The sequence below is a fragment of the Myxococcus sp. AS-1-15 genome (genome assembly GCF_020037055.1).
In the GTDB taxonomy this organism is placed as follows: domain Bacteria; phylum Myxococcota; class Myxococcia; order Myxococcales; family Myxococcaceae; genus Myxococcus; species Myxococcus fulvus.
Window position 1 is genome coordinate 809478 of sequence record NZ_JAIQDF010000003.1, and the last position, 23540, is coordinate 833017.

Below are 23540 nucleotides of genomic sequence, written 5' to 3' on the forward strand. Positions count from 1 at the left end.
GCACAAGGCCACCGGCGCGCACTGAACGCTGGCGCACGTCCGACGACATTCGCGCTGGCCCCCGGGACACGGGCAGGACAGGCTGTCCCTCCCCGTGGACGAGACGAGCCTGCCCGAGCCCGAAGCCCTCCGGTCCCTCTTGCGGACCGCCCTGGAACTGCCAGCCCTCCAGCCGCATGCGGCGCGCTTGGAGCGGCTCGTGGACGACTACGCGCGCGGCGTGGCGAACCGGGACGCCCCGCTCGCCGTGGCGCTCGTGGGCGCCACCGGCGCCGGCAAGTCCACCCTCCTCAACGCGCTCGCGGGCCAGCCCCTCTCGCGCGAGGGCGTGGACCGCCCCACCAGCACCGTCGCCACCGTGTTCGCCCCCGAGGGCGCCGCGGCCGACTCGCTGGCCCAGTCCGGCGCCCGCGTCACCCGCTACCTGCCCGGCCCCCAGGCGCTCTGGGGCGGACAGGTGTTCATCGACACACCCGACCTCAACAGCGTGGCCACCACGCATCGCGACGTCGCGCGCGCGGCGCTGGAGCGCGCGGACGTGGCGCTGGTGGTGATGCACCGGGGCAGCGTGGCGGAGGCCACCCAGGTCCAGTTCCTCACCGAGTTCGCCCGCCGCCGCGCGCTCGTGTTCATCCTCAACTTCGCCGACGAGCTGTCCGCCGAGTCGCGCGAGACGCTCAAGGCCCAGGTGCGCCGCGTCGCCTCGGAGCAGTACGGCCTTTCGCCCCAGGACGTCCCCGTGTTCGCCATCAGCGCGCAGGCGGCGAAGGACGGCCGCGACGTGTCCGGCGAGTTCGGCCCGCTCCTCTTCCACCTCCGGGGCCTCGCCACCCAGGCCATCGCCGCGCGCGTGCGACGCGGCAACGCGATGGGCGCGCTGGAGGAGGTGTCCTCGCGCGTGAAGGCCGCGCTCGAGGAGACGGAAACCCTGCTCGGACGCACGCGCACGGCCCTGGGCTCCGGGATGGAGAAGGCCTCCGAGGGCCTGCGCGAGGACTTCGACTCACGCCTCAAGCTCGCGCATGGCCACCTGGCCGCGGAGGTGCGACGACAGGCCGGTGGACGCTTCTGGGGGCCCGCGGCGTGGGGCCTCCGACTGTCCCTGTGGGGCGCGAGCGGACTGGGCGCGGCGGCGCTGGTGGGACGCGCGAGCCTGCCCGCGGGGCTCGCGGTGGCGGCGGCCTCCACCGTGGTGGACGTGGTGCGAGGCCACACGCGCGCACGCGCCGCGGAGAGCACCGTGGTGGAGCCCTTCGAGGATGACTTTGGCGTGGAGTCCGCGGCGCGCACCGCGCTGGCGGAGGCGCGCAGCATCGCGCGGGCCGGAGGCCTGGAGCCCTCGGTGCTCGGCGTGCCGGAGCTGGACGTGCTGCTCGACGAGGTGCGCGCGGCGCGGGCGTCCGCGTGGCGCTACACCGTCACCACGGGCGTGGGGGAGGCGGTGGCGGGATGGTGGCGCACCGCGCGATGGCTGGTGCTGCCACTCATCAACCTGCCCTTGCTGGTGCTGCTCGGACACGTGGGCTACCGCGTGGTGCGGGCCTACGTGGAGGGCCCCCTGTTGCCGTTGGACTACTTCGTCAACGCGGGAGCCCTCTTCGCGCTGCTCGCCGGAGCGGGCGCGCTGCTGGCCTCAGCGAGTCTCGCTGGGGCCGCTCGCCGTGCGGGCTCGGGCGGGCGCGCGCGCTTCGTCGAGACCCTGGCCACCCTGGGCCGGCGGCTGGGAGAGGCCGTCGATGATGGCCTTCGCCCCGGGCGGGAGGCCGCGCGGCGAATCCTCGCGCTCCGGTGACATGGACACCACGGGCTGGCCCGGCGTGTGCGTGCCGTCCGTCGTGGCCATGAGCGTGTCGCGACCGGACTCGCGGCAGATGGGCGCGGCCACGCGCGTGTCGCGCACCGGGTCCCCGTAGCCAGCGATGCGCGCGGGCACGGACGGGTTGTTCCAACCCTTGCCCACCTCGCGCGCCACCTTGAAGTGCAGGTGCGCGCCGCACGCCCAGCCGGTGGAGCCGGAGAAGCCGATGAGCTGCCCCTCCTTCACGCTCTCGCCGGGCTTCACCACCACCGCGCTGAAGTGGAGGTACTGCGTCTCCAGCCCGTCACCGTGCGAGATGACGACGTAGTTGGCGTAGGGCGCGAACTTCTCGTCGCAGCCACCCTTCGTGCTGTCACCGCGGGCCAGCCGCACGACCCCGTCACGCGCCGCGACGATGGGCGTGCCGTCCGGCATGCGGAAGTCCCAGGCGAACGTGTCGTTGTGCTGGTGACTGCCCGTGTCGTGTCCCTGGCTCACCGTGTGGATGCGGCCACAGGCAAACGGGACGCCCACTTCCGGCAGGTCTGCCGCCGGAGAGGCCATCGAGTTGGAAGCCGCTGGCGCGGACGCCAGGAGGGAGCCGACAAGGAGAGCGGAGGAAAGGTTCATATCGGGCCGGCGGACAACGGAGACAAGTGCCTGGGGTATTTCCCAGACGAATTATCTCGAACCCGCGAGGACTATCACCAGGGCCTCTCGGGCTCGCCTGCCCGGCCGCTGGGCCATGACCCACTTCCTCCGAGGACGAATCGCGCCATGGCGGACGTGCACCTGTCTGCTCGCCCGCCCGAGGTCCCGCCGCGAAAAGCCTCGAGCAGGGCACGCTTGCGACAAAGGTCGGCGCATGTCTCACCGTCTCGGCGGGAGTGGCCGCGTGGATCACCCTCTCGCACGCGCCCGCCCAGGGCTCACGAACTTAGTGACTGGTCACTCATTAAGTCCGGCGTTATGCTTGGCGTGACGATGGCCCCCAAGACCCCCACCCCGGATCGCAAGGCGGCGCGCCCCGTGCGGCGCACGCAGCAGGAGCGGCGCGAGACGACGCGGCGCAAGCTGCTGGACGCGACCATCGAGACGTTGGTGGAGCTGGGGCACGCCCGGCTGACGACGGTGGAGGTGGCGAAGCGAGCGGGCGTCTCCCAGGGCGCCCTCTTCACGCACTTCGACACGAAGGAGGAACTGCTCGCCGCGGCGGTGGAGCACCTCTTCCCCCGACTCATCCAGGACTACCTCGCCGGCGTGGGCGCGCGGCCCTCGGGCAAGGACCGCATCGCCTCGGCGGTGGACATGTTGTGGGCGGCGTACCAGCGACCGGAGCTGCAGGCGGCCATCGAGCTGTACGTGGCGGCGCGCACGGACGCGGAGCTGCGCGTGGCGCTCGCCGCCGTGGACGGTCCCCACCGCGAGAACATGCACCGGGTGGCGCGCGAGCTGTTCCCCGACGTGGCGTCCTCGTCTCCGGAGTTCCACGCGGTGGTGGAGCTGGCGCTGGACGCCGTGCAGGGCGCGGCCGTGGGCGGCAGTGCCCGTCCGAACGACCCGGCCCACCGCGGCATGCTGGATGCCCTCACCCGCTTCATGCGCAGCGCCTTCTCTCCTCCGACACCGCAACGAGCGCGCCCACGCCCCAGGTCCTGAGCTTCATTGAAGGAGGTGTCCCATGGACGCCACGCACATCCCCGACCTCATCGCACCCGCCATTCCCGTGTTCATCCTGACGGTGGTGGCCGAGTTCTTCTGGGTGAAGAAGCTGCGCGAGGAGAACGCCGCCATGGTGGGGCACACGTGGAAGGACTCGCTCGCAAGCCTCTCCATGGGGCTGGGCAACGTGTTCATCAACGTGGTGTGGAAGGGCGTGGCCTTCGCGGGCTACCTGGCGCTGTACCAGCTGACGCCGCTGCGCATGGGCACGGGCGTGCTCGCGTGGGTGCTCCTCTTCTTCGCGGACGACCTCTGCTACTACTGGTTCCACCGCGTCCACCACGAGAGCCGCTTCTTCTGGGCATCACACGTGGTGCACCACTCCAGCCAGCACTACAACCTGACGACGGCGCTGCGGCAGACGTGGACGCCTCCGACGAGCTGGGTGTTCTGGGCGCCGCTGGCGCTGCTGGGCTTCTCGCCGGTGATGATTGTCGTCCAGCAGTCAGTGAGCCTCTTGTACCAGTACTGGATTCACACGGAGGCCATCGGCCGGCTGCCGCGGCCGCTCGAGTGGGTGCTCAACACGCCGTCGCACCACCGCGTGCACCACGCGGCCAACCCGCGCTACCTCGACAAGAACTACGCGGGCATCCTCATCATCTGGGACCGGCTGTTCGGCACCTTCGAGCCGGAGGGTGAGAAGCCCGTCTACGGCCTCACCAAGAACCTGAAGACGTTCAACCCGGTGCGCATCGCGTTCCACGAGTTCGCCTCCATCGCGAAGGACGCGGCAAAGCGAGGCTCGCTGCGGCAGCGGCTGAGCTACATCTTCCGCAACCCCGCATGGAAGCCAGCGGACTCCTCCACGCCGCGACAAGGTCCGCCGAGTTCGGAACCGGAGACAGTGAGCCCCTCGGCCTGAGGCCGGGGCCCATTCGGCTTCCCACGGCCGCTCGGAGGCGCTAAGCCACCTGGCACTTTTTCTTCGCGCGAGCCCCCAGGAGGAGCCATGACCGAGCGTGAGCTGTGGGAGCGGTACCAGCGTTATCTGAGCGTCGTCCCGTCGCTGGGGTTCTCCCTCGACGTCTCGCGCATGGGGTTCGCGGCGGACTTCCTGGAGCGGATGCGGCCTCGGCTGGAGGAGGCCTTCAGCCAGATGGAGGCGCTGGAGAAGGGCGCCATCGCGAACCCGGACGAGAACCGCCGCGTGGGGCACTACTGGCTGCGCGCGCCGGAGCTGGCCCCGGAGCCCGCGCTGTCGAAGGACATCACCGACACGGTGGCCGCGGTGCACGCCTTCTCGCGGGACGTGCACGAGGGGAAGCTCAAGCCGCAGAAGGCGGCGCGCTTCACGCACCTGCTGCTGGTGGGCATCGGCGGCTCGGCGCTCGGGCCGCAGCTGGTGGCGGACGCGCTGACGTCGCGGGACGACCAGATGCAGGTGTCGTTCTTCGACAACACGGACCCGGACGGGATGGACCGGGTGCTGGGGCAGCTGGGCAGCAAGCTCGCCGAGACGCTGACGGTGGTCATCAGCAAGTCGGGCGGCACCAAGGAGACGCGCAACGGCATGCTGGAGGCCGAGCGTGGCTATCAGGCGCAGGGGCTCGACTTCAGCAAGCACGCGGTGGCCGTCACGGGCGCGGGCAGTGAGCTGGACCAGCACGCGAGGAAGCAGGGCTGGTTGCGCATGTTCCCGATGTGGGACTGGGTTGGCGGGCGCACGTCGGTGATGTCGGCGGTGGGCCTGTTGCCGGCGCGGCTGCAGGGGTTGGACATCGACGGGATGCTCGCGGGCGCGCGGGAGATGGACGTGGCGACGCGGCAGCGCGACGCGCTGAAGAACCCGGCGGCGCTGCTCGCGCTGATGTGGTTCCACGCGGGCGACGGGCGCGGCGTGAAGGACATGGTCATCCTGCCGTACAAGGACCGCCTGCTCCTGATGTCGCGCTACCTCCAGCAGCTGGTGATGGAGTCGCTGGGCAAGGAGAAGGACCTGGACGGCAAGGTGGTGAACCAGGGCATCGCCGTCTACGGGAACAAGGGGTCCACGGACCAGCATGCGTACGTGCAGCAGCTGCGCGAGGGGGTGCCGAACTTCTTCGCCACGTTCATCGAGGTCCTCAAGGACCGGGACGGTGAGTCGATGGAGGTGGAGGGCGGCATCACCAGCGGCGACTACCTGCTGGGCTTCTTCCTGGGCACGCGCCGCGCGCTGTACGAGAAGGGCCGCGAGTCCATCACCCTGACGGTGCCGGACGTGAGCGCGCGCACGGTGGGGGCGCTCATCGCGCTCTACGAGCGCGCGGTGGGCCTGTACGCGAGCCTGGTGCACATCAACGCGTACCACCAGCCGGGCGTCGAGGCGGGCAAGAAGGCCGCGACCAGCGTGCTGGACATCCAGAAGAAGCTCACGGCGCGGCTGAAGGAGGCCAAGGCGGAGGCGCGCTCGGCGGAGCAGCTCGCGGCGGACATCGGCCAGCCGGATGAGGTGGAGACGGTGTTCAAGGTGCTCCAGCACCTGGCCGCGAACCCCGGGCGCGGCGTGCAGCGCTCGGGCGGCGCGAGCCCCTCGGAGGCCCGCTTCCACGTGAAGTGAGCCTCGTGGTGGAGCAGGCCCGGTGACCTCGAGCACCGGGCCCAGAGACTCTGACGTCTCCTCACGAAACCCTTGGCGGAGACCCATGTCGTTTCTCTGGTTCACCCTCAAGGCGTACCTGTTCGACGTCCTCTACTCCTATGCGGTGGGGCTGTGCTTCGTCGCCTTCGCGCTGGCGGCCTCGGCTCGTTCGCGGAAGGCCGCGCGCGGGCATGACGGTGACGCCGCCACCTCCGAGGCCGCGAGGCGGACGGAGAATGTCGTCATCACCAGCGTGTTGTTCATCCTCTGCTCGGTCCAAGGGTTGATTCTCGCGGGAGCCGTCAAGGCATCGCTGGAGTCTCGCCCCGAGGCGTGGTGGCTGTTGTGGTACGTCGTCGGCTTCGGCGCAGCGCTCCCGGCCGGGCTCAGCGCCGTTCAGCGCGACAAGGACAACGCGACCTCGCAGAGCCTCTGCTACCTGGGCGCCGCGGGGAGCTATCTCGCGGCATGCATGTGGACTGACCTCATCCCCGCCATGCTGCTGAAGGTCTCACGGCTCCTCGCGGTCTAGGCAGGCTCGTCAGCCGACCCCCACAGTCGTCGAGCCTCCTCGACGAAGAGGTCCGGTGAGTCAGCGCTCGACCGCGAGCAGAGGGTGTCACCTGCTCCCAGCGGATGCATGGGGGCACCCTGCCATTCGCCGTGCCCACAAGTGGCGCGAACGAGGACTCGATACCGCGCCCTCGGGACGGGGCCGCTCGCTCGCGCACTGAGCCTCCGCACATCACTGTCCCTCGCGAGTGGAGCTCCGCTACATGCCCTGGCAGCGTGCGCTCCGCGTCTCATGACTCGGCGCGTCCGCACGATGATGCTCCGAACAAGCCACGCTCCTGACCTCGTCGCTCAGCGCCCGCGCGACTCCGTGCCGGACAGGCCCGCCTTCTCGCGCCGGCACACCTCCGCCACCCAGTCCGCCGTGGCCCGCACGCGCAGGCTCCGCTGCAAATCCTTGTGGAACGTCAGCCACAACGGCCGCTTGGCCAGCACCTCCGCGCCCACGCGCGTCAGCCGCACATCGCGCCCACCCGTGAGGCACGGCAGCAACGCCACGCCCAGCCCCGCCGCCGCGGCCTCGCGCAGCGCCGACGTGCTGTTGCTCTGCAGCAACCGACGCCCTCCCGCCGTCACCCGCTTGAGCTCCTCGGACTCCTCGCCCGAGGTCAGCCCCGTCCGGTACACGAGCACCGTGTGTCCCTTGAAGTCCCCGGGCCGGGGCGCGCCGTGTCGCCGCAGGTAGCCTCGAGACGCGTACATCGAGAACGCCATCTCGCCCACCTTGCGCACCACCAGCGCGTCCCCTCGCGGCGGCACCAACCGCAGCGCCATGTCCGCGTCCCCCCGCTGGAGGTCCACCAGCTCCGTCCCCACCAACAGCTCGACGTTCAACCCCGGATGGCGCGCATGCAGCACGCCCAGGTGCGCGGCGAACAACGCCTGCGCCAGGTGCTCCGTCGCCGCGATGCGCACCGACCCCTCCACCCTCGCCTCCGCCGACACGGCGTCATGCAGCGAGCGCAGCGAGTCCTCCATCTCCCTCGCACGCGCCACCACCGCCTCTGCGTCCTCGGTGAGCCCCAGCGTGCGCGAGCCCCGCAGCACCAGCCGCGTCCCGAGCGCCTTCTCCAGCGCCGTCAGCCTGCGCCCCACCGTGGTCGCATCGACGCGCAGCTCCCGCGCCGCCCCGGCGAGCGAGCCCTGGCGCGCCACGGAGAGCAGGTAGCGCAGGTCGTCCCATCGCATATCCATGCCTGCAATGGTGCAGCAAAGCCCTGCATTCCCGCAGCACTTCCAGCGCTATCTCGGGCAGGACGAAGCGGCGGCACCCAAGCAGGCCCCGCCTGAAACACAGGAGAACACCATGTCCATGGCTCATGCGCCGATGCTGGAACAGGACGCGGGCCCCGCGGTGCGCGGCCTCCCCCAGGAGGAGCGACTGACGGTGGCGGACACCGGCCCGGGCACCGGAGTCCCCTTCCGCCTCCAGGCCCTGGACGGCTACCCGCTGTCCGCCACCCTCTTCCCCCACGAGGGCGCGGAGGTGGGCGCGGTGGTGCTCATCAGCAGCGCGACCGGCGCCCGCCAGCGCTACTACGCGCGCTTCGCCGCCTTCCTCGCCCGGCGCGGCTTCCCCACCATCACCTTCGACTACCGCGGCATCGGCGGCTCCCGCCCCGAGAAGCTCGAGGGCTTCGAGGCCACCCTGGAGGACTGGGGACGCCAGGACCTCGCGGGCGCCATCGCCGCCGTGCGCGAGCGCTTCCCCGGCCGCCGGCTCCTGCTCGTGGGCCACAGCGTGGGAGGCCAGCTGCTCGGCCTCGCCGAGAACGCAAGCGAGGTCTCCGCGCTGCTCACCATCGCCGCCGGCTCCGGCTACTACAAGCTCTTCCCCCAGCGGCTGCGCATGGCCCTCAACTGGCGCGTGCTGACGCCCGCCCTCACCCGCGCCTTCGGCAGGCTGCCCGGCTGGGCCGGCACCGTGGAGGACCTGCCCGCGGGCGTGGCCCGCCAGTGGGCCCGCTGGTGCCTGGACCCCAACTACCTCCTCAGCGAGGGCGGCGAGCCCCGCCGCGAGTCCTACGCGTCGCTCTACCTGCCCGTGCGGGCCTACAGCTTCTCCGACGACCCCATCGCCTCGAAGGATGCCGTGGAGCACCTGCTGGGCTTCTACGCGGACGCACTCGTCGACCACCGCCGGGTGACGCCCAAGCAGGCGGGCCACCCCATCGGCCACTTCGGCTTCTTCCGCGAGGGCTCCCGCGCCTCTCTCTGGGAGGAGGCCGTGGAGTGGCTCGCCATCCAGGCCCTCACGCCCCGGCCGGTGAACCCCCGGTAACCGGACCCGGCCGTCGAATGTCGTGCAACCCCCACACTCCGTCCCATTCCCCCCATGTGCCCTGAAGTAGAACGCGGGCCCATGAACCTGGAGCTCAAAGGCAAGGCGGCCCTCGTGACGGGGAGCAGCCGGGGAATCGGTCGAGCCATCGCGGCGACGCTCGCCAAGGAGGGCGCTCGGGTGTGCCTGAGCGCTCGCGGCGCGGACGCCCTGGAGGCCACCGCGAAGGAGCTGCGCTCCTCGGGCGCGAGCATCACCACCGTCGTCGCGGACGTGTCCACGAAGGAGGGCGCGAAGGCGGCGGTGGACGCGGCGGTGGAGGCGTTCGGCTCGCTGGACATCCTGGTCAACAACGTGGGCGGCAGCGGCGGCGCGGGCGCGTTCGACATGGCCACCGCCGAGCAGTGGTCCACCGTGCTCCACGGCAACCTCCTGTCCGCGGTGTGGTGCAGCCAGGCCGCCGTGGAGGTCATGCGCGCCAACAGCGGCGGCTGCATCATCCACATCAACTCCATCTACGGCCGCGAGTACGCCACCAGCGCCCCCTACACCACGGCCAAGGCGGGCCTGACGGCGCTCACCAAGGAGATGGCCGTGGACCTGGCGCGCCACCACATCCGCGTCAACGGCGTGGCCCCCGGCTCCATCCTCTTCCCGGGCGGAAGCTGGGACAAACGCCAGAAGGCGGACCCGGAGAAGGTCGCACGGATGGTGCGCAACGAGCTGCCCTGGGGCCGCTTCGGCACCCCCGAGGAGGTGGCGGACGTGGTCGTCTTCCTCTGCTCGGAGCGCGCCCGGTGGGTGACGGGCGCCACGCTTCCGGTGGACGGCGGACAGGGCCGCGCCTTCTGAACGCGGCGGACCCCCAGCGTCATGCTATGCAGGGCCCTCCCCTGGGGTCTTACATTGCTGAAGCTTTACAAGAAGGAAGGCGACCGCCTCCGTTACTGGGAGGCGTGGGTCCATGAGGGCGTGCTCACCACGCACTGGGGCTTCGTCGGCGAGGTGGGCGAGCAGAAGGACGCGCCGCTGCCTCCGGAAGAGGACCCCGACTTCGCCATCGCCGACGTGGCCGGCCCGCTCATCGAGGAGGGCTACGACGAGGTGGAGCCCGACAGCCTGTCCACGCTCATCGTCCAGTACCCCATCGAGGGCAAGGGCACCGGCCACGACGTGGAGAAGCGCGTCGCGGTGGAGGAGCTGCTCACCGACGCGCTCGGCTGGACGGGCAACGGCGAGGTGGAGGGCGGCGAGCTGCGCGAAGGCCACCTGCGCGTGTACTGCCTGGTGATGGACGAGAAGGCCGGCGTGTACACCGTGCTGGAGGCCCTCGACTCGGAGGACCTCGCGGACGACGTGAGCGTGCTGGTGGCCAAGGGCGACGAGGAGCCCCGCGTCGCCTGGCCCCAGACGCCCTGAGCGACGTCAGGCCCCGGCAGCCCGCACCTGCGCCACCGACTCCACGCCGGCACCCGACGACACGCGGTGCCAGAGCTGGTGCGAGGTGATGAGCAGCACGAACATGGCGACGGGAACGGCGGACTTGCCCGCCGGGTCCCCCATGGCCGTGTGAGACACCGCCGCCGCCACGAAGTCGATGGCGAAGCCGGCGTAGGCCCACTCCCGCAGCGTGCGCGGCAGCGGAGCCCACAGCGCCAGCACGCCCAGCACCTTGGCGATGCCGAGCATGGTCCGGAAGTAGGCCGGGTAGCCCAGGTGCTCGAAGGCGGCCACCATCGGCGGCGCGTCGGTGAGGTACATGAAGGCGGAGCCCGCGGCGGACAGCGAGACCAGCGCGGTGACGACCCAGTACGCGACTTTCAGCTTCATGCACACGCCTCCAAGGAGCACATGGGCTGACTCGCAGCCCCCCGCGCGCGACGATACGGGTTACAAATCCGCGGTCGCAACCGGGCCAACCTGACCCGCCCCCTCGGCCTCCACGAGGTGCCGGCCGTCGTACGGCCGGTCCGGCCTGCGCCCCCGGTCCAGCTCGTCCCGGTCGAGCATCCCATCCTCGTCCTGGTCCACGCCGATGCGCCGCTCGGAGCCCGCGGGCACCACGGTGTAGGTCAGCTCCGCGCCGGGGCGGATTCCCGCCAGCAGCAGATACGCGCCCACCTTCTCGGAGGCGCGGTCCGACTGGAAGACGCCGTTGCCCTCGTAGGTGAAGCCGCGCGGCTCACCCTGGCGCACGCCCTTGGCCACCAGCCCCACCTTGCCCTGCTCGGCCAGGGACATGAACTGGAGCACGCGCACGAACTGGGCGGGCGTCGCCGAGGACAGCGTCACCTGCTGCCCCACCGCCGCGTGGGAGTCCTTGGAGTCGGGCCCCGGCGGCAGGAACATGTCCGTGGCCGAGCCGCGCGGCAGCTCCGAGCCCGCGAAGGACAACAGGAGCGCGGTGAGGTCCGCCACCTCCTGGTCGCTCTCCGGGTTGAAGGTCGGCTCGGTGATGAAGCGCGACAGCGAGTCCACGCTGCCGTCGTGGATGAAGGCGAAGCCGGCCAGGCTCTCCTTCTGCGTCAGCTCCATGCCGACCTTCTCATAGAGGTTGCGCAGCTGCGGCACCTTGAGCGTGACGTTGGTGCTGCCGTCGGTGGACACGAGCGCGTGGTGGGACTCGCCCATCGCGCCCTTCGGCAGCGGCATCCACATGGCGCCGTTCCACTGCATGCTCACCGCGAGCCCCGACGGGAAGGTGTGGCAGGTGTTGCACGCGAAGAGCCCCTGGGCCAGGAGGCGCGGCGGACGGAACAGCGCCAGCCCCCGCGTCGCGTCTCCGTTGGGCAGCGGCGTGCCCACGGGCGCGAAGCGGCCCGTCGTGTAGTGGCCCGGCAGCGGCAAGTCACGCGGCAGCGAGTTGTCCAGGTTGCGGAACGGGTTGGGCGGGAAGGTGAGCGTGGCGAGGAAGGAGCGCAGCTCGCTCATCTCGCGCGGGGTGAGCTGGGTGTCGTCGCCCTGCAGGCCCTCGAAGGCGGGGTTGAACTCCTCCAGGCTCGCGCGGTCTCCGCGCCAGTGCAGCGGCTCCTTGCCGATGATGTCCTGGAGCGTCTGCGTCGTCATGGGGCCCTTCATCGGGTGCCACGCCTCGAAGGGCGGCAGCGGCAGGCCCATGCCCAGGTTCTGGCCGTCCAGCGCCTTCACCGTCCCGCTCGGGTCGCCCAAATCCCACGCGAGCCGGTCCATGCGCCCGTCCACGTGGCACGACGCGCAGGACACGTGCCCCAGGCCCGACGTCTTGTGCGTGTCGTAGAGGTGCTTGCGGCCCACCTTGATGGCCTTCGGCGACGGGTCGAAGAAGGCCACGCGCGACAGCTCCTCCAGCCGGTCCGCGTTGAGCACGGAGATGCTCGCGCCGAAGTGGTTGAGCACGTAGAGCCGCTCGCGCCCCGCGTCGAGGACGATGCCCGTGGGGCCCTCGCCCACCTCCACCTGTCCCAGCCGAGAGCCGCCCTGCCCCACCGCCACCACGTTGTTGGAGCCCAGCCCCGTCACGAAGGCCCGCGTGCCGCGCGCGTTCCACACCACGCCGCGCGGGTCTCCGATGGAGAGGTCGCGCACCGACTGAGGCACCGTGGGCGTGGCGTAGTCGAGGTGCGGGTTGAGGTCCTTCACCGTGGAGGAGGACGGCCGGCGCGGGTCCACCGTCGCCATCAGCACGCGCAGGAAGCGGCCGTTGACGTTCGGCTCGAAGCGCACCTCGTTGCGCGCGTCCGTGCCCACCACGGTGACGGTGCCGGACGGGTGCACCGCCAGCGCCATGTTCAGGTTCATCAGCCGCGTGGCGTAGGTGACGTCGAGCGACGCCGTGTCGATGATGGCCAGGTCGCGGTCCGGCAGGTCCCAGCCCTGGAGGCGGCCGGACGCGGAGGCATTCACGCCGCTCACCAGGTCCGTCCAGTCACCCCGGTTGTCGTCGAACCACTGGCCGCGCCCGTTCTTGCGCACGATGAGGCCCACGGGCGGAGGCGGCGGGTTGGAGGGGTTTCGCGCGGGGACGAACGAGGTGCCCGCGTTGGGCGGAGGATTCACGCCACCGTAGGGGCCGCGCGCGTCGCTCACCGCGTTGGGCGGGTACGCGTCCGGAATCAGCGAGCCGCCGCCGAGGATGGTGGTGCCGTTGCCGGACTCGAAGATGGCGGCGTAGACGAAGCGGCCGTCGGGGCTCACCGCGAGCGCGCGCGGGTCCTCGCCCTTCAGGGTGAGGCGGTGGGGCGTCGCGTCGGGGCGGCGCGGGTCCACCACCAGCACCCGGTTCACCTGGGAGCAGGTGATGAAGGCGCGCTCGGGGCGGCCGGCGAAGACGACGTCCGCGGGCTCGTCATCGGTGTGCACGGTGGCCGTCACGGTGGCGCGTCGCAGGTCGACGATGCTGACGCTGTCCGAGACGTGGTTCACCACCCAGGCCTCGGTGTTGCTCCTGGCCCGCACCGACACCGGGTCCAATCCCACGGGGATGGACGCCAACAGCGCCAATCCCTTGCGCGACGTCGTGTCGAACACCAGCAGCCGGTTGTCCGCCGTGTTCACCGCCAACAGCAATCTACCGTCAGGAGTCAAATCCAGCGGGTGCACATGGGGGGTCTCCCAATTCACGAAGGACTCACTCGCGTGAGACATCCCCGGGAGCAGGAGCGCGACGAAGCACAGCGACACGACCGCGCGACGGACGACACCCATATCGGCGACCTCCACGTCAGGAAGAAGCGGTGCTTCTTTCTGTCATGCATTCATCAACGCCGCGGTTGCAACTCCTTGCGTGAGAAAACACAAAAACCACATCCGCCCTCACGAGATGTTTCACCTCGGGAGCCAAAGATTCGAGCGGCCTGGAAAAGGATGCGGGGCGTCATTCACGCCGAGCAAAGACAGACACCCGGCGCGGACCTCCCACTCGGACACTCCAACGAGACGGGATTTTTCTGTCTCACCCCTGGAGGTGTGGAGCGGACATGCCCTCGGGTCGGGGGCGGAAGACCCGGAAGAGGAGGACGACGGAGGGGATGACGATGAGCGCGCCCACGCCGATGGCGACGAGCAGCAGCTTCAAGGTGCCAGGGCTCGCCGCCGCGGCCCGCAGGGTGATGTCCGGCACCACCAGGTAGGGATACTGGGACGCGGCCCAGCCCAGGACGATGAGCCCCGCCTGGAGCGCCGCCGCCAGCCGTGCCCACGCGAAGCGCCGCGTCCACAGGAGCGCGAAGGCGGCCGCCGCCGACACGCCCGTGGCCGCGTGCAGCGCCAGCGCGAAGGGTGAGCGGGACAGCCCCTCCCAGACCCGGGGCGCACCGTCGCGCGCCAGCACCAGCACGAGCACCGCCGCCACGAAGACGGCCACGCCCGCGCCGAGCGCGCGCGCACGGAAGTCCTCGCGCAGCCCTGGCGTGGAGGACTCGTGCGTCAGGTACACCGCCGCCAGGAAGGCGAAGAGGGACAGGGCGAGCACGCCCACCGCCCACGCGAAGGGCGACAGCCACGAGGCGAAGAAGCCGCTCACCACCACGCGCCCCTCCACGCGGATGGAGCCGCTCACCACCGCGCCCACGCACATGCCGAGCAGCAGCGGCGCCACGACGCTCGCCCCGCTGAAGACGAGCCCCCACCTGCGCTGGGCCGCGTCCCCTCGCGTGTCATAGGTGCGGAAGGTGAACGCCGCGCCCCGGAACACGATGCCGAGCAACAGCAGCGTCAGCGGGACATGCAGCGCCACGCTCAGCGCGGCGAAGGCGCGCGGGAAGCCCGCGAACAGCAGCACCAGCCCGACGATGAGCCAGACGTGGTTCACCTCCCACACCGGGCCCATCGCCCGGGCAATGAGCGCGCGCTGCTCCGCCTTGCGCGGCCCGAAGGCCAGCAAGTCCCACACACCGCCGCCGAAGTCCGCGCCGCCGAAGAGCGCGTAGAGGACGAAGGTCCCCGCCATCAGGAAGCCGAGCAGGACGTCAGTGGACATGGGCCTCGCCTCCCTCGTCGTGCTTCTCCTCGCGCCCCGGCAGCGTGCCCGCCACCTGGCTCAGGAGCAGCGACACCACCACCACGCCGAGGAACAGATACACGGCGGTGAAGGTCCAGAACGGCGCGGCCAGATGCGGCACGGGGGTCACCGCCTCCGCGGTGCGCATGACCCCGCGGACAATCCAGGGCTGCCGTCCCCACTCGGTGACGAGCCACCCCGCCTCCAGCGCCACCAACCCCAGCGGCCCCGACACGAGCCACGCCCGCATCATCTTCCGCCCCGAGGGCCACGCCTTCTTTCGCCACCGGTGCACGAGCGTCACCAGCGCGAGCAGCGCCATCAGCGAGCCCGTGCCCACCATCACCTGGAAGGCCCCGTGCACCTTGGCCACCGGGGGCCACGTGTCCTTCGGGAACTCGTTGAGCCCCTTCACCTCCGCGTGTGGATCTCCAAAGGCCAGGATGGACAGGGCCTTGGGGACCTCCACGCCGCCCAGGCGCAGCGGCGCGCCGCGCTCCGTCTCGAAGTGCCCCTCCATCGCCGCGAGCTTCACCGGCTGCGCCTTCGCGACGTGCTTGGCGGACAGGTCCCCCACCAGCGGCTGGAGCAGCGCGGTGACACACGCGAGCGGCAGCGCCACCGACAGCGCCTTGCGATGGAACGCCGCGCCTGGATGGCGCAGCAGCACGAACGCGTGGATGCCCGCCATGGCGAACGCGCTCGCCTGATAGCAGGACAGCAGCACGTGCGCCGTCTGGTACGGCCAGCCCGGACTGAACATCGCCACCAGCGGCTGGATGTTCGTGGGACCGTCGGGCGTGGCCACGAAGCCCGACGGGTCGTTCATGAAGACGTTGACCAGCGTGACGAAGAACGCGCTCGCCGCGCCGCTCAAGGCCACCATGACGCCGGAGAACAGGTGGAGGTTCGGCGACACCCGCTGGCGGCCGTACAGGTAGATGCCCAGGAAGATGGCCTCGGTGAAGAAGGCCACGCCCTCCAGGCTGAAGGGCAGGCCAATCACCTCGCCGTAGCGGCCCATGAACTCCGGCCACAGCAGGCCCAATTCGAAGGACAACATCGTCCCGCTCACCGCGCCCACCGCGAAGAGGATGGCCGTCCCCTTCGCCAGCTTCTGGCTCAGCTTCACGTAGTCCGCGTCACCGGTGCGCCGCGCCTTCCAGTCGCTCAACACCATGAGCACCGGCAACGCCACGCCCGCCGCCGCGAAGACGATGTGAAAGCCGAGCGACAGCCCCATCTGCGCCCGCGCATAGAGCAGGTCCGTCATGCACATCAGAATGCGTTATATGTATTTCCGGCGCATTTAGAGATTCTACTCAGGCAACGAAGCGGGGCTCGGAGGCTGGCGAGCAGGCACGAGCGTCTGCACGGAGTTCTTGGCGACGGCGGTGGCCAGCGCGGTGGCGAAGATGAGGACCAGCTTGCGTCCCAGCTCCACGCCGATGGGGCGCTCCTTCGCGCTGGAGGCGACCTGGTCCGGGTTCTCCCAGGCGCGCTGCAGGGCCTTGCGGCGCTTCTTGCGCAGGATTTCGTCGCGGCGGCGCGCGCGGTAGAGGGCCAGGCCCACGCCCGAGCCCACCAGCACCATGGCCACGGCGCCCGCGGCGACGAGCGCGCTGGAGTGCTGCTGCACCTGGTAGCGCACGTCGAGCATCCGCCCTCGGCGCCGGTCCAGCTCCTCGAGCGTCAGCAGGAGCTCGTCGCGGATGCGGTCCGCGGTCTGCTCCACCTGCTTGCGGTCATCCATGCCACGGGTGATGCGATGGTCGACGTGCTGCTGACGCTCCGCCAGCTCGTTGCCGCTCCGGCCGTTGTCGTTCATTGCAGCGTCTCCCGCGTGAGCTGGTAGTCGAGCTTCAGGCGCTCCTGGGTGTGCGCCAGCGGCTTCTTCGGCAGGCGCCTGGTGCCCATGAAGAGCATCCCGCCGGCGACGGCGAGCAGCACCACGCCCACCAGCAGCACGCCCAGCGCCGCGCCCAGGGGCAGCGCCAGCCCCAGCGCCACGAAGAGCACCGCCAGCGACGTGAGCGCCAGCACGGCGCCCGCGCCCATCAAGATGCCCGCGGTGCGCGCGGCCTTCAGCTCGTCGCGCAGCTCCTTCTTGGCGTGCAGCACCTCGGCGCGCACCAGCAGGCGCGTCTCCGCCAGAGCGTGCCGGATGAGCTCGGCCGTGGAGAGTGACTCCAGCTGGCTGCGCTCCAGGCGTTCGGATTCGAGGTCCACGACGTCCTTCTCCCGCGCTCGCGGAGGGGGACTCCCGGGTGCTCGCTCGTTCGCTCGGCCGCACCTGACCCCACTCCTCCGGACAAGGTGGGCAGGGCGGACGAGCGCGAGAAGCCCGTCCGGGAGTGGGGCGTGGAGCCCGCCTGCCCGCTCGCCTTGGGGGCCCCCCTCAGCGCCGACGCTGGTGGGCCAGCGCCGTGGCCAGCGTCTCGCGCACCTGATGGGCACGGAACAGTCGGTCCGCGGTGTCCACCAGGTTGTCCACGTACAGCACGGCCTTGCGCAGGCGCGCGGGGATGGCGCGGGTGCCCAGGTGGGCGCCCACCAGCGCGCCCGTCAGCGCCGCCGCCACGTCCGCCTCGCCGCCACAACGCAGCACCAGCGCCACCGCCTCGCGGAAGTCGTGGGGCACGCGCAGGGTGGCGTACAGCGCCGTCAAGAGCACCGGCACCACGTGCGCGGGCAGCCCGTCCACGCCCTTGAGCTCGCTGGGGGGCACGCCCACCTTGCGAAGCTGCGACAGGGCGCGCGTGGTGTCCCACGTGAGCAGGCGGGGCAGGTGGCGCACCTCCTCGGCCAGGCCCTTGTCGTGCACGGCCGCCGCCAGCGACAGCTGCTCGCAGAAGGCGGTGGGCGTCAGCGGCTCCTCCTCCATGCCCAGCGCGGCGGCCTGCGCGAAGGCGGCGGCGGCGGCGGCACAGACGGGGTCCTTGTGGGTGATGACGGTGAGCACGCCCGCGTCATGCGGCAGCTTCGCGCGCTGGCCGCTCTCGAAGAGCCCCACCACCAGCGCGCGGCTGAGCACCGACGGGCACAGCGTGCCCAGGGGCGCGCCCGCGCTCATCCACGGCACGCCGCTGGAGAGCCGCTGGAGCGACTCGGCCAGGCTGCGCGGCGGCTGGAGGATGATGCCCTCCTGCCACAGCCACGCCAGGTGCGCCGCCGCGCTGCGGCCGTCCACGCGGCCCTCGCGGATGACGCTCTCCGCGGAGGCGAGCAAGAGCTGCGTGTCGTCGCTGAACTGGCCCTTGGCGAACTTGCCGCGAGGCCTGGGCGCGAAGTCCTCCGCCAGCCCGGGCAGCCGCGCGAGGCTCGCGGGCGGGATGCCGCGCAGCGGGAAGCCGAGCGCATCTCCGATGGCGAGCCCCACGAACGCCGCATGGAACCTGTCCTGGCGCTCGGAGGGAGTCAGCGGCATGGAGTCGAGGAGATTAACCGAGGCTCAGGGCTGGACGGACAGCGAGAAGCGCGCGAAACGCGCGAAGCTCGTGGTGGATTGACGTGCGTGGGGGCTTGACTCGCGCGGGAGGAGCACACTCGCGTTCGCCACACGAGCGATTCCGACGTCACACTCCAGGCCGCACGCCATCATCACCGTCCACCCTTCCTGGTTCGAGCCCATCCGCCGACGCGTGCGCGGGGTGGGCTGACTACCGCAACCAGCACGCGCGCGGCAAGTCCGAGCACCCGGGCGCCCAGGCACACCTGTACACGTGTCCAACTCCCGAAGCTTGAGCGCGGCGACTCGCACGGAGCGCATGGCGCACGAGGAGTGGGGAGGTGGCAGCGGCGCGCGCAAGTCGGCACACGCGCCGTCACGCGTCACGCGTCGTCGCGGCCCAGGTTGACGACGGCCTGGAGCCGGGCCACCACGGCCTCGGCGCCCTGGTGCAGCTGCTTGCCGTCCCAGAGCGCGGGCGTGGCGTGGCCGCCGTGCAGCGTCCAGTCCAGCTCCGCCTCGGCGTACACGAGGTTGCGGAAGATGACGCGGTCCTCCAGCGCGTGGTCGACGATGTAGCGGCGCGCCACGGCGGAGGGCGGGTCGGCGATGCGGTGGAACAACTCGAGGGGAGCGGAGGTCATGGCGCCATCACCGGGAGGAACAGGTCGGCCAGGTCCTTGCGGGAGCGGCCCACCAGGTCCGCCAGTGTGTACCGGTCCAGCACCGCGAGGAAGGCCTCACGTGCCTCCGCGAGCACGCCCTTCAGCCCACAGGCGGGTGCGATGGGGCAGGTGTTGCGCTCGCGGTTGAAGCACTCCACCAGCTCGAAGTCCGGCTCGGCCGCGCGCAGCACGCGGCCCACGCGGATGTCCTTCGTCGCCTTCGCCAGCGTCACGCCGCCCGAGCGCCCCGCCTTGACCTCCACAAAGCCCTCGCCCGCGAGCGTCTGCACCACGCGCACCAGGTGGTGCTTGGAGATGCCGTACGCGTCCGCCAGCTCCTGCGTGGAGGCGAGCCTTCCGGGGCGGGCGGCGAGGTAGAGCAGGACGCGCAGCGAGTAGTCGGCGTGGAGGGTGAGGTGCACGGTCAGCGGGCTCCGACGGCCTTACGCCCTGGGTGTGCTCGGCAGGAAGACGTCCGCGTGGAGGTCCTTGAGCGCAAGCCCGGAGAGGAAGAGCTTCTTGCGCAGGGATAACACCAAATCGGCGTCGCCGCAGAGCCACGCGCGGAAGCCCACCGGCTTGGGGCACTCGGCGCGGATGACGGCGTCGAGCGCTCCCTCGGCCACGTCCCGGGAGCCGCCCGTCAGCACGCTCGGTCGATAGTGGAAACCCGCGTGTTGCTCGGCCAGCTCGCGCAGCTCGCGCGTCAGGTAGAGGCCCTCGGGGGTGCGCGCGCCGTGGAACAGCCAGATGGGGCCCTGGTGTCCCGCCTCCAGCGCGTCGCGCGCGATGCCGTACAGCGGCGCGAGCCCCGTCCCCGCGCCCGCGAGAATCAGCGACTGCTCGGGGCGGCCGTCGACGTAGAAGCAGCTGCCCGCGGGGCCCTGCACGGCCACGGCGTCACCGACGCGCGCCTCGCGAGCGAGCCAGCCGCTCATCTCGCCGCCCGCCACCAGGCGGACGTGCAATTCCAGCAGGCCCTCGCGAGGGAGGCTCGCCAGCGAGTAGCTGCGGGCCAGGCCGTCCGCCCGCAGCAGCGACACGTACTGGCCCGCGCGGTAGTCCAGCGGAGCGTCCGTGGACAGCCGTACGCGCAGGACGCTTTGGGACAACAGGTCCAATGAGGCGATGCGCGCGGGGACTCGCAGCGCGTCCGCGCCGGAGACCTCCAGCGCGGTGTCCGCCGAGGGGCGGCACATGCAGGCGAGGAAGTAGCCCTGCGCGCGCAGCGTGTCCTTCAGGCCCACGCGCGCGGCCTCCGGGACGTCGCCCGCCGTCGCGCGCATGAGGCAGGACTGACAGGCGCCGGCCCGACACGCATGGGGCACGGCGACGCCCTGTCGCAGGAGCCCGTCCAGCACGCTCTCCTCGGGCTCCAGCGGATACCACCGCGACTCGTGCTTCACCGTGGCCATGGCGAGCCTCTCATTCCCGTCAGCGGTTGAGCACGTCGGCGCGAGCGCCGCCCGCGATGGCCAGCACGCGCGCCACCAGCGGCTCGGGCACGCCCAGCTCCCGGAGCGTCGCGCTCAGGTGCTCCACCACCGCGTCGAAGTGCACGTCGTTCAGCCCGCGCTTCACCAGGTGCGCGTGGCCCGCGCGCATGTCCTTGCCCGAGTAGGTCGACGGGCCTCCCGTCACCATCGTCAGGAAGGCCTTCTGCCTGGCCGACTGGCGCTCCATGTCCACGTCCTCGAAGAAGTGGCTGATGCGGTCGTCCGCCAGCACCTTCCGGTAGAACACGTCCACCGCCGCCGCCATCGCCGGCTCTCCGCCAATCTGCTCGTAAACGCTCTTCTCCTGCGCCGCCGTGCTCATCGCGTCTGCTCCTTCCGCCCGACCGGGCTTAAAGATGCATTTCAAATGCATCGATTCAAGTCAGGCGTCAATTTGGAAAGACAAGACAAGCGAATCGAGGGAATCCGCCGACGCCGCGGCGCAACGATTGCGCGCGCGTCACGTCTCCGCGCGAAAATTGCGCCCGAGGCCGGGCCCGGTGCCCACGTAGTGACGGAAGACATAGAGCAGCGGTTGCCACTGCGTGACATCGACGTGGTGGGTGTCGGGCACGGTGACGTGCTCGTGCGCGTGGACGCGGGTGACGCGCAGCTCGGCGATGACGAAGTCGGAGGAGGACTCCGGCGTGGGGGTGGCCATGTGCGCTGCCAACAAGACGGCCTCCAGTTGCAGCGGACACTCGGCCACGCGTGGGGGTGAGACGGTGTCCGAGGGGAGCGGCGTGAGGCCCGCGTGCTCGAACTTGCGAGGCTCGTGTCGGTAGCCCATCGCGCGCTTGGTGTCGGGCACGGGGAAGCGGCCCGTGGTGGGCGCGAGGCGCTCGACCTGGGGCCACAGTGAGGCCGAGGGCAGGTTCACCACCGCCTCACGCGTGCGGCGCAGGTTCTCCAGCCCCTGGCCCAGCATCCCCAGGCCGAGCACCAGCCTGTCGTCGAGGGCCCATGCGGAGGACAGCGGCGTGAGGTTGGGCGAGCCGTCCTCCTGGAGCGTGCTCAAGAGGGCCACGGGGGTGCCGAAGTAGAGGATGCGAGGCGCAATCACACGGTGTCGCGGCGTGTCGGTCATGCCCGCGTGAGTAGTGCGCGCGGACGTGCCGATGCTTCGGTGCGCGCCGAACCGTGTGCAACGTGGGATGCAGCAGCTCTCTCAAGCCCAGTCGATGCCCCGAGGTGGCTCGCCAGCTCGACAAACGCATACCGAACGGGTTGCTTCGCTTCTGCATTCATCCGCCAACCGAGATACTTCGGTGCACGCCGAAACGTCCTCGCGTCCGCACAGCACAGACTCCCGCCATGCCCCACCCGCTCGACCTCGCCCTCACCGCCTCGCTCATCGGAGACCCGGCCCGCGCGGGCATGCTGTCGCGCCTGCTCGAAGGGCCCGCGCGCACCGCCGGAGAGCTCGCGCAGGAGGCCCGCGTCTCGCCGCAAACCGCGAGCGGCCACCTCGCGAAGCTGCTCGAGGGCGGCCTCGTCCGCGTCGAGGTTCAAGGCCGCCACCGCTACTACCGGCTCGCCACGCCCGACGTCGCCCGCGCCCTCGAAGCACTCAGCCTGCTCGTCCCCACGCGCCAGGGCACCGTGCGAGTCCCCGAGCCCCTGCGCTTCGCGCGGACCTGCTACGACCACCTGGCGGGCACGCTCGGCGTCGCGCTGGCGGACGGACTGGAGCGCCGCGGCCTCCTGGAGACAGGCGACGACAGCTACGCGCTGACACCCGAGGGCGCGCGCTTCATCACCAGGTGGGGCGTGGACGTGGACGCGCTGTCACAAGGCAGGCGCGCCTTCGCGCGGCGCTGTCTGGACTGGAGCGAGCGACGCGCTCACATCGGCGGAGCGCTGGGCGCCGCGCTGGCGGAGCGCCTGTTCGCGCGGCGCTGGATTGCGCGCCGGCCCGAGGGCCGCGGAGTGCGGCTCACCGTCGAGGGCCGGCGGGGATTCGACCGGGAGCTGGGGTTGTCCTGGCCCTGAAGCGGCCAGGACACCGACTCAGGCGCGAGCGCCCGCGGCGCCGATGCGGGCCGCCTCGCGGCGCACCGTGGCCTGCTCCAGCTCGTAGCGGGCGTCCTCGGAGGACAGGCCCTTCAGCCGGTCCTGCGCCTCACCCAGGCGCTTGCGCGCGCCCTCCACGTCGATGCCGGACACGTGCTCGGCGGCGTCGGCCAGCACGAGCACCTTGTCGTTGGCGACCTCCACGAAGCCGCCCGCGACGAAGTACGCGTCGCGCTTGCCGCCATCCACCAGCGTCAGCGCGCCCGGCTCCATCAGCGACAGGAAGGGGGTGTGCCCCGGCCGCACGCCAAACAGGCCCTTGCCTCCGGGCACGATGGCCTCGTCGGCCTGCACCGACAGGATGCGCTTCTCGGGGGTGACAATCTCCACAGTCAGCTTGGCCATGACGCTCCTCGCACTACCCACTTCAGAAATTGAGCTGCCGGGTGGTCCCACCCACCGGCTCGAACTCGACCACCCCGGCGTCCGTCAGCCGAGGCCCCTTGCCAGGGATGCCGAGCGTGCCCTCCAGCCACTTCAGGTGGTGCGTCATGTGCCGCACCTCGGAGAGCTGCTTCGCGGGGACCAGGTCCGTCAGTCGCCGCTCCAGGATGCGCTGTCCGTCGCGGCCGTACTGCCCCGCCACCAGCACCTCCGTGGCCCAGTCCGGCGGCCCCTTGGGCTTCTTGCCCTTCTTCGTCTTCGGCGCGGGCCGGGCCTTCCCCTTCTCCACCAGGGGCCACAACACCCAGACCCGCTCACCGTCGTTGGAGACGAAGTAGAAGTCGTCCACCGTCCCCAGGCACTGCTCCAGCTGCCAGACGGGTCCGCTCTCCTTCGTCACCTCCAGCCGGCACCTGCCAGGCCCCACGTCCACCATGCGCACGCTGTACAGCCCGTTGGCGCTCACCCGGGCGCGTCCCTTGCGCTCCTCCGCCAGGGCGGGGAGCGACAGGACACAGAGGAACAGGGCGAGCGCCGCGTGACGCATGGTCACCTCGGTG

24 protein-coding genes and 1 pseudogene are annotated in these 23540 nt (G+C 71.1%); 9 read left to right on the plus strand and 16 right to left on the minus strand.

The annotated features are described in order from the left end of the window. Positions 1 to 94 precede the first annotated feature (94 nt). On the plus strand, positions 95 to 1792 hold the full coding sequence (locus K8625_RS12805) for a GTPase (RefSeq protein WP_223782868.1): 1698 nt from the start codon (positions 95 to 97) through the stop codon (positions 1790 to 1792). 183 nt (positions 1793 to 1975) lie between these two features. On the opposite strand, the pseudogene K8625_RS44440 reads toward K8625_RS12805, so the two are convergent. Beyond that, positions 1976 to 2428 (minus strand): annotated as a pseudogene (locus K8625_RS44440) (M23 family metallopeptidase); the annotation flags it as partial. 354 nt (positions 2429 to 2782) lie between these two features. Here K8625_RS44440 and K8625_RS12815 point away from each other — a divergent pair. The 4 genes from K8625_RS12815 (at position 2783) to K8625_RS12830 (ending at position 6615) form a co-directional block, all read left to right on the plus strand. Beyond that, the gene (locus tag K8625_RS12815) at positions 2783 to 3457 is read left to right on the plus strand and encodes a TetR/AcrR family transcriptional regulator (protein WP_223782869.1); all 675 of its coding nucleotides are present in this window, start codon (positions 2783 to 2785) and stop codon (positions 3455 to 3457) included. 22 nt (positions 3458 to 3479) lie between these two features. Further along, positions 3480 to 4385 carry a sterol desaturase family protein gene (locus tag K8625_RS12820; protein WP_141325707.1) on the plus strand — a complete coding sequence of 302 codons (906 nt, stop codon included), beginning with the start codon at positions 3480 to 3482 and terminating at the stop codon, positions 4383 to 4385. 87 nt (positions 4386 to 4472) lie between these two features. Further along, complete coding sequence (locus K8625_RS12825) at positions 4473 to 6062, plus strand: glucose-6-phosphate isomerase (RefSeq protein ID WP_223782870.1); 1590 nt, start codon at positions 4473 to 4475, stop codon at positions 6060 to 6062. A gap of 85 nt (positions 6063 to 6147) precedes the next feature. Further along, complete coding sequence (locus K8625_RS12830; protein WP_223782871.1) at positions 6148 to 6615, plus strand: hypothetical protein; 468 nt, start codon at positions 6148 to 6150, stop codon at positions 6613 to 6615. Positions 6616 to 6947: 332 nt separating this feature from the next. On the opposite strand, the gene K8625_RS12835 is transcribed toward K8625_RS12830, so the two are convergent. After that, a complete protein-coding gene (locus tag K8625_RS12835) occupies positions 6948 to 7850 on the minus strand; it encodes a LysR family transcriptional regulator (protein WP_223782872.1) in 903 nt (300 codons plus the stop codon). Positions 7851 to 7962: 112 nt separating this feature from the next. Here K8625_RS12835 and K8625_RS12840 point away from each other — a divergent pair, with 112 nt between their 5' ends. The 3 genes from K8625_RS12840 (at position 7963) to K8625_RS12850 (ending at position 10356) form a co-directional block, all read left to right on the plus strand. Then, the gene (locus K8625_RS12840) at positions 7963 to 8937 is read left to right on the plus strand and encodes an alpha/beta fold hydrolase (protein WP_223782873.1); all 975 of its coding nucleotides are present in this window, start codon (positions 7963 to 7965) and stop codon (positions 8935 to 8937) included. An 81-nt stretch (positions 8938 to 9018) separates the two neighbouring features. After that, on the plus strand, positions 9019 to 9789 hold the full coding sequence (locus K8625_RS12845; RefSeq protein WP_223782874.1) for an SDR family NAD(P)-dependent oxidoreductase: 771 nt from the start codon (positions 9019 to 9021) through the stop codon (positions 9787 to 9789). Between the two features lie 54 nt (positions 9790 to 9843). After that, entirely contained in the window at positions 9844 to 10356 is a 513-nt protein-coding gene (locus K8625_RS12850; RefSeq protein ID WP_223749568.1) for a hypothetical protein, read from the plus strand. A 6-nt stretch (positions 10357 to 10362) separates the two neighbouring features. Here the strand turns inward: K8625_RS12850 and K8625_RS12855 are convergent, their stop codons facing one another. The 12 genes from K8625_RS12855 to K8625_RS12910 all read right to left on the minus strand — a co-directional run bounded on the left by K8625_RS12855 (position 10363) and on the right by K8625_RS12910 (position 21586). Beyond that, complete coding sequence (locus tag K8625_RS12855; protein ID WP_223749567.1) at positions 10363 to 10767, minus strand: DoxX family protein; 405 nt, start codon at positions 10765 to 10767, stop codon at positions 10363 to 10365. Positions 10768 to 10827: 60 nt separating this feature from the next. Further along, on the minus strand, positions 10828 to 13620 hold the full coding sequence (locus tag K8625_RS12860) for a hypothetical protein (RefSeq protein WP_223782875.1): 2793 nt from the start codon (positions 13618 to 13620) through the stop codon (positions 10828 to 10830). Between the two features lie 247 nt (positions 13621 to 13867). Next, positions 13868 to 14893 (minus strand): cytochrome d ubiquinol oxidase subunit II, encoded by a 1026-nt coding sequence (locus tag K8625_RS12865; protein WP_223782876.1) that lies wholly within the window; start codon positions 14891 to 14893, stop codon positions 13868 to 13870. After that, positions 14883 to 16187 (minus strand): cytochrome ubiquinol oxidase subunit I, encoded by a 1305-nt coding sequence (locus K8625_RS12870; protein WP_223749564.1) that lies wholly within the window; start codon positions 16185 to 16187, stop codon positions 14883 to 14885. The genes K8625_RS12865 and K8625_RS12870 overlap by 11 nt, the downstream gene beginning before the upstream one ends. 45 nt (positions 16188 to 16232) lie before the next feature. Further along, positions 16233 to 16742: a hypothetical protein gene (locus K8625_RS12875; RefSeq protein ID WP_223782877.1), complete on the minus strand. Its 510-nt coding sequence runs from the start codon at positions 16740 to 16742 to the stop codon at positions 16233 to 16235. Continuing rightward, on the minus strand, positions 16739 to 17143 hold the full coding sequence (locus K8625_RS12880) for a phage holin family protein (RefSeq protein ID WP_141330309.1): 405 nt from the start codon (positions 17141 to 17143) through the stop codon (positions 16739 to 16741). Before K8625_RS12880 ends, K8625_RS12875 begins: the two co-directional genes overlap by 4 nt. A 169-nt stretch (positions 17144 to 17312) precedes the next feature. Next, a complete protein-coding gene (locus K8625_RS12885; RefSeq protein WP_223749561.1) occupies positions 17313 to 18341 on the minus strand; it encodes an ADP-ribosylglycohydrolase family protein in 1029 nt (342 codons plus the stop codon). Between the two features lie 404 nt (positions 18342 to 18745). Next, positions 18746 to 19006, minus strand: coding sequence for a hypothetical protein (locus K8625_RS12890; RefSeq protein ID WP_046716700.1), 261 nt, complete (start codon positions 19004 to 19006; stop codon positions 18746 to 18748). Further along, positions 19003 to 19449, minus strand: coding sequence for an Rrf2 family transcriptional regulator (locus K8625_RS12895; RefSeq protein ID WP_223749560.1), 447 nt, complete (start codon positions 19447 to 19449; stop codon positions 19003 to 19005). The genes K8625_RS12890 and K8625_RS12895 overlap by 4 nt, the downstream gene beginning before the upstream one ends. Before the next feature lie 21 nt (positions 19450 to 19470). Further along, on the minus strand, positions 19471 to 20442 hold the full coding sequence (locus K8625_RS12900; RefSeq protein WP_223749559.1) for a 2Fe-2S iron-sulfur cluster-binding protein: 972 nt from the start codon (positions 20440 to 20442) through the stop codon (positions 19471 to 19473). Positions 20443 to 20461: 19 nt separating this feature from the next. Then, positions 20462 to 20845, minus strand: coding sequence for a group 1 truncated hemoglobin (locus tag K8625_RS12905; RefSeq protein WP_223749558.1), 384 nt, complete (start codon positions 20843 to 20845; stop codon positions 20462 to 20464). Between the two features lie 138 nt (positions 20846 to 20983). Next, positions 20984 to 21586 carry a flavin reductase gene (locus tag K8625_RS12910; protein ID WP_223782878.1) on the minus strand — a complete coding sequence of 201 codons (603 nt, stop codon included), beginning with the start codon at positions 21584 to 21586 and terminating at the stop codon, positions 20984 to 20986. A gap of 251 nt (positions 21587 to 21837) precedes the next feature. Between K8625_RS12910 and K8625_RS12915 the strand changes: the two genes are divergently transcribed. Continuing rightward, positions 21838 to 22515, plus strand: a complete 678-nt coding sequence (locus K8625_RS12915; RefSeq protein ID WP_223749556.1) for a helix-turn-helix transcriptional regulator — start codon at positions 21838 to 21840, stop codon at positions 22513 to 22515. Between the two features lie 18 nt (positions 22516 to 22533). Here K8625_RS12915 and K8625_RS12920 read toward each other — a convergent pair whose 3' ends face one another. Further along, positions 22534 to 22941, minus strand: a complete 408-nt coding sequence (locus K8625_RS12920) for a F0F1 ATP synthase subunit epsilon (protein ID WP_141330323.1) — start codon at positions 22939 to 22941, stop codon at positions 22534 to 22536. Positions 22942 to 22963: 22 nt separating this feature from the next. Beyond that, positions 22964 to 23527 carry a hypothetical protein gene (locus tag K8625_RS12925; protein ID WP_141330325.1) on the minus strand — a complete coding sequence of 188 codons (564 nt, stop codon included), beginning with the start codon at positions 23525 to 23527 and terminating at the stop codon, positions 22964 to 22966. Positions 23528 to 23540 lie beyond the last annotated feature (13 nt).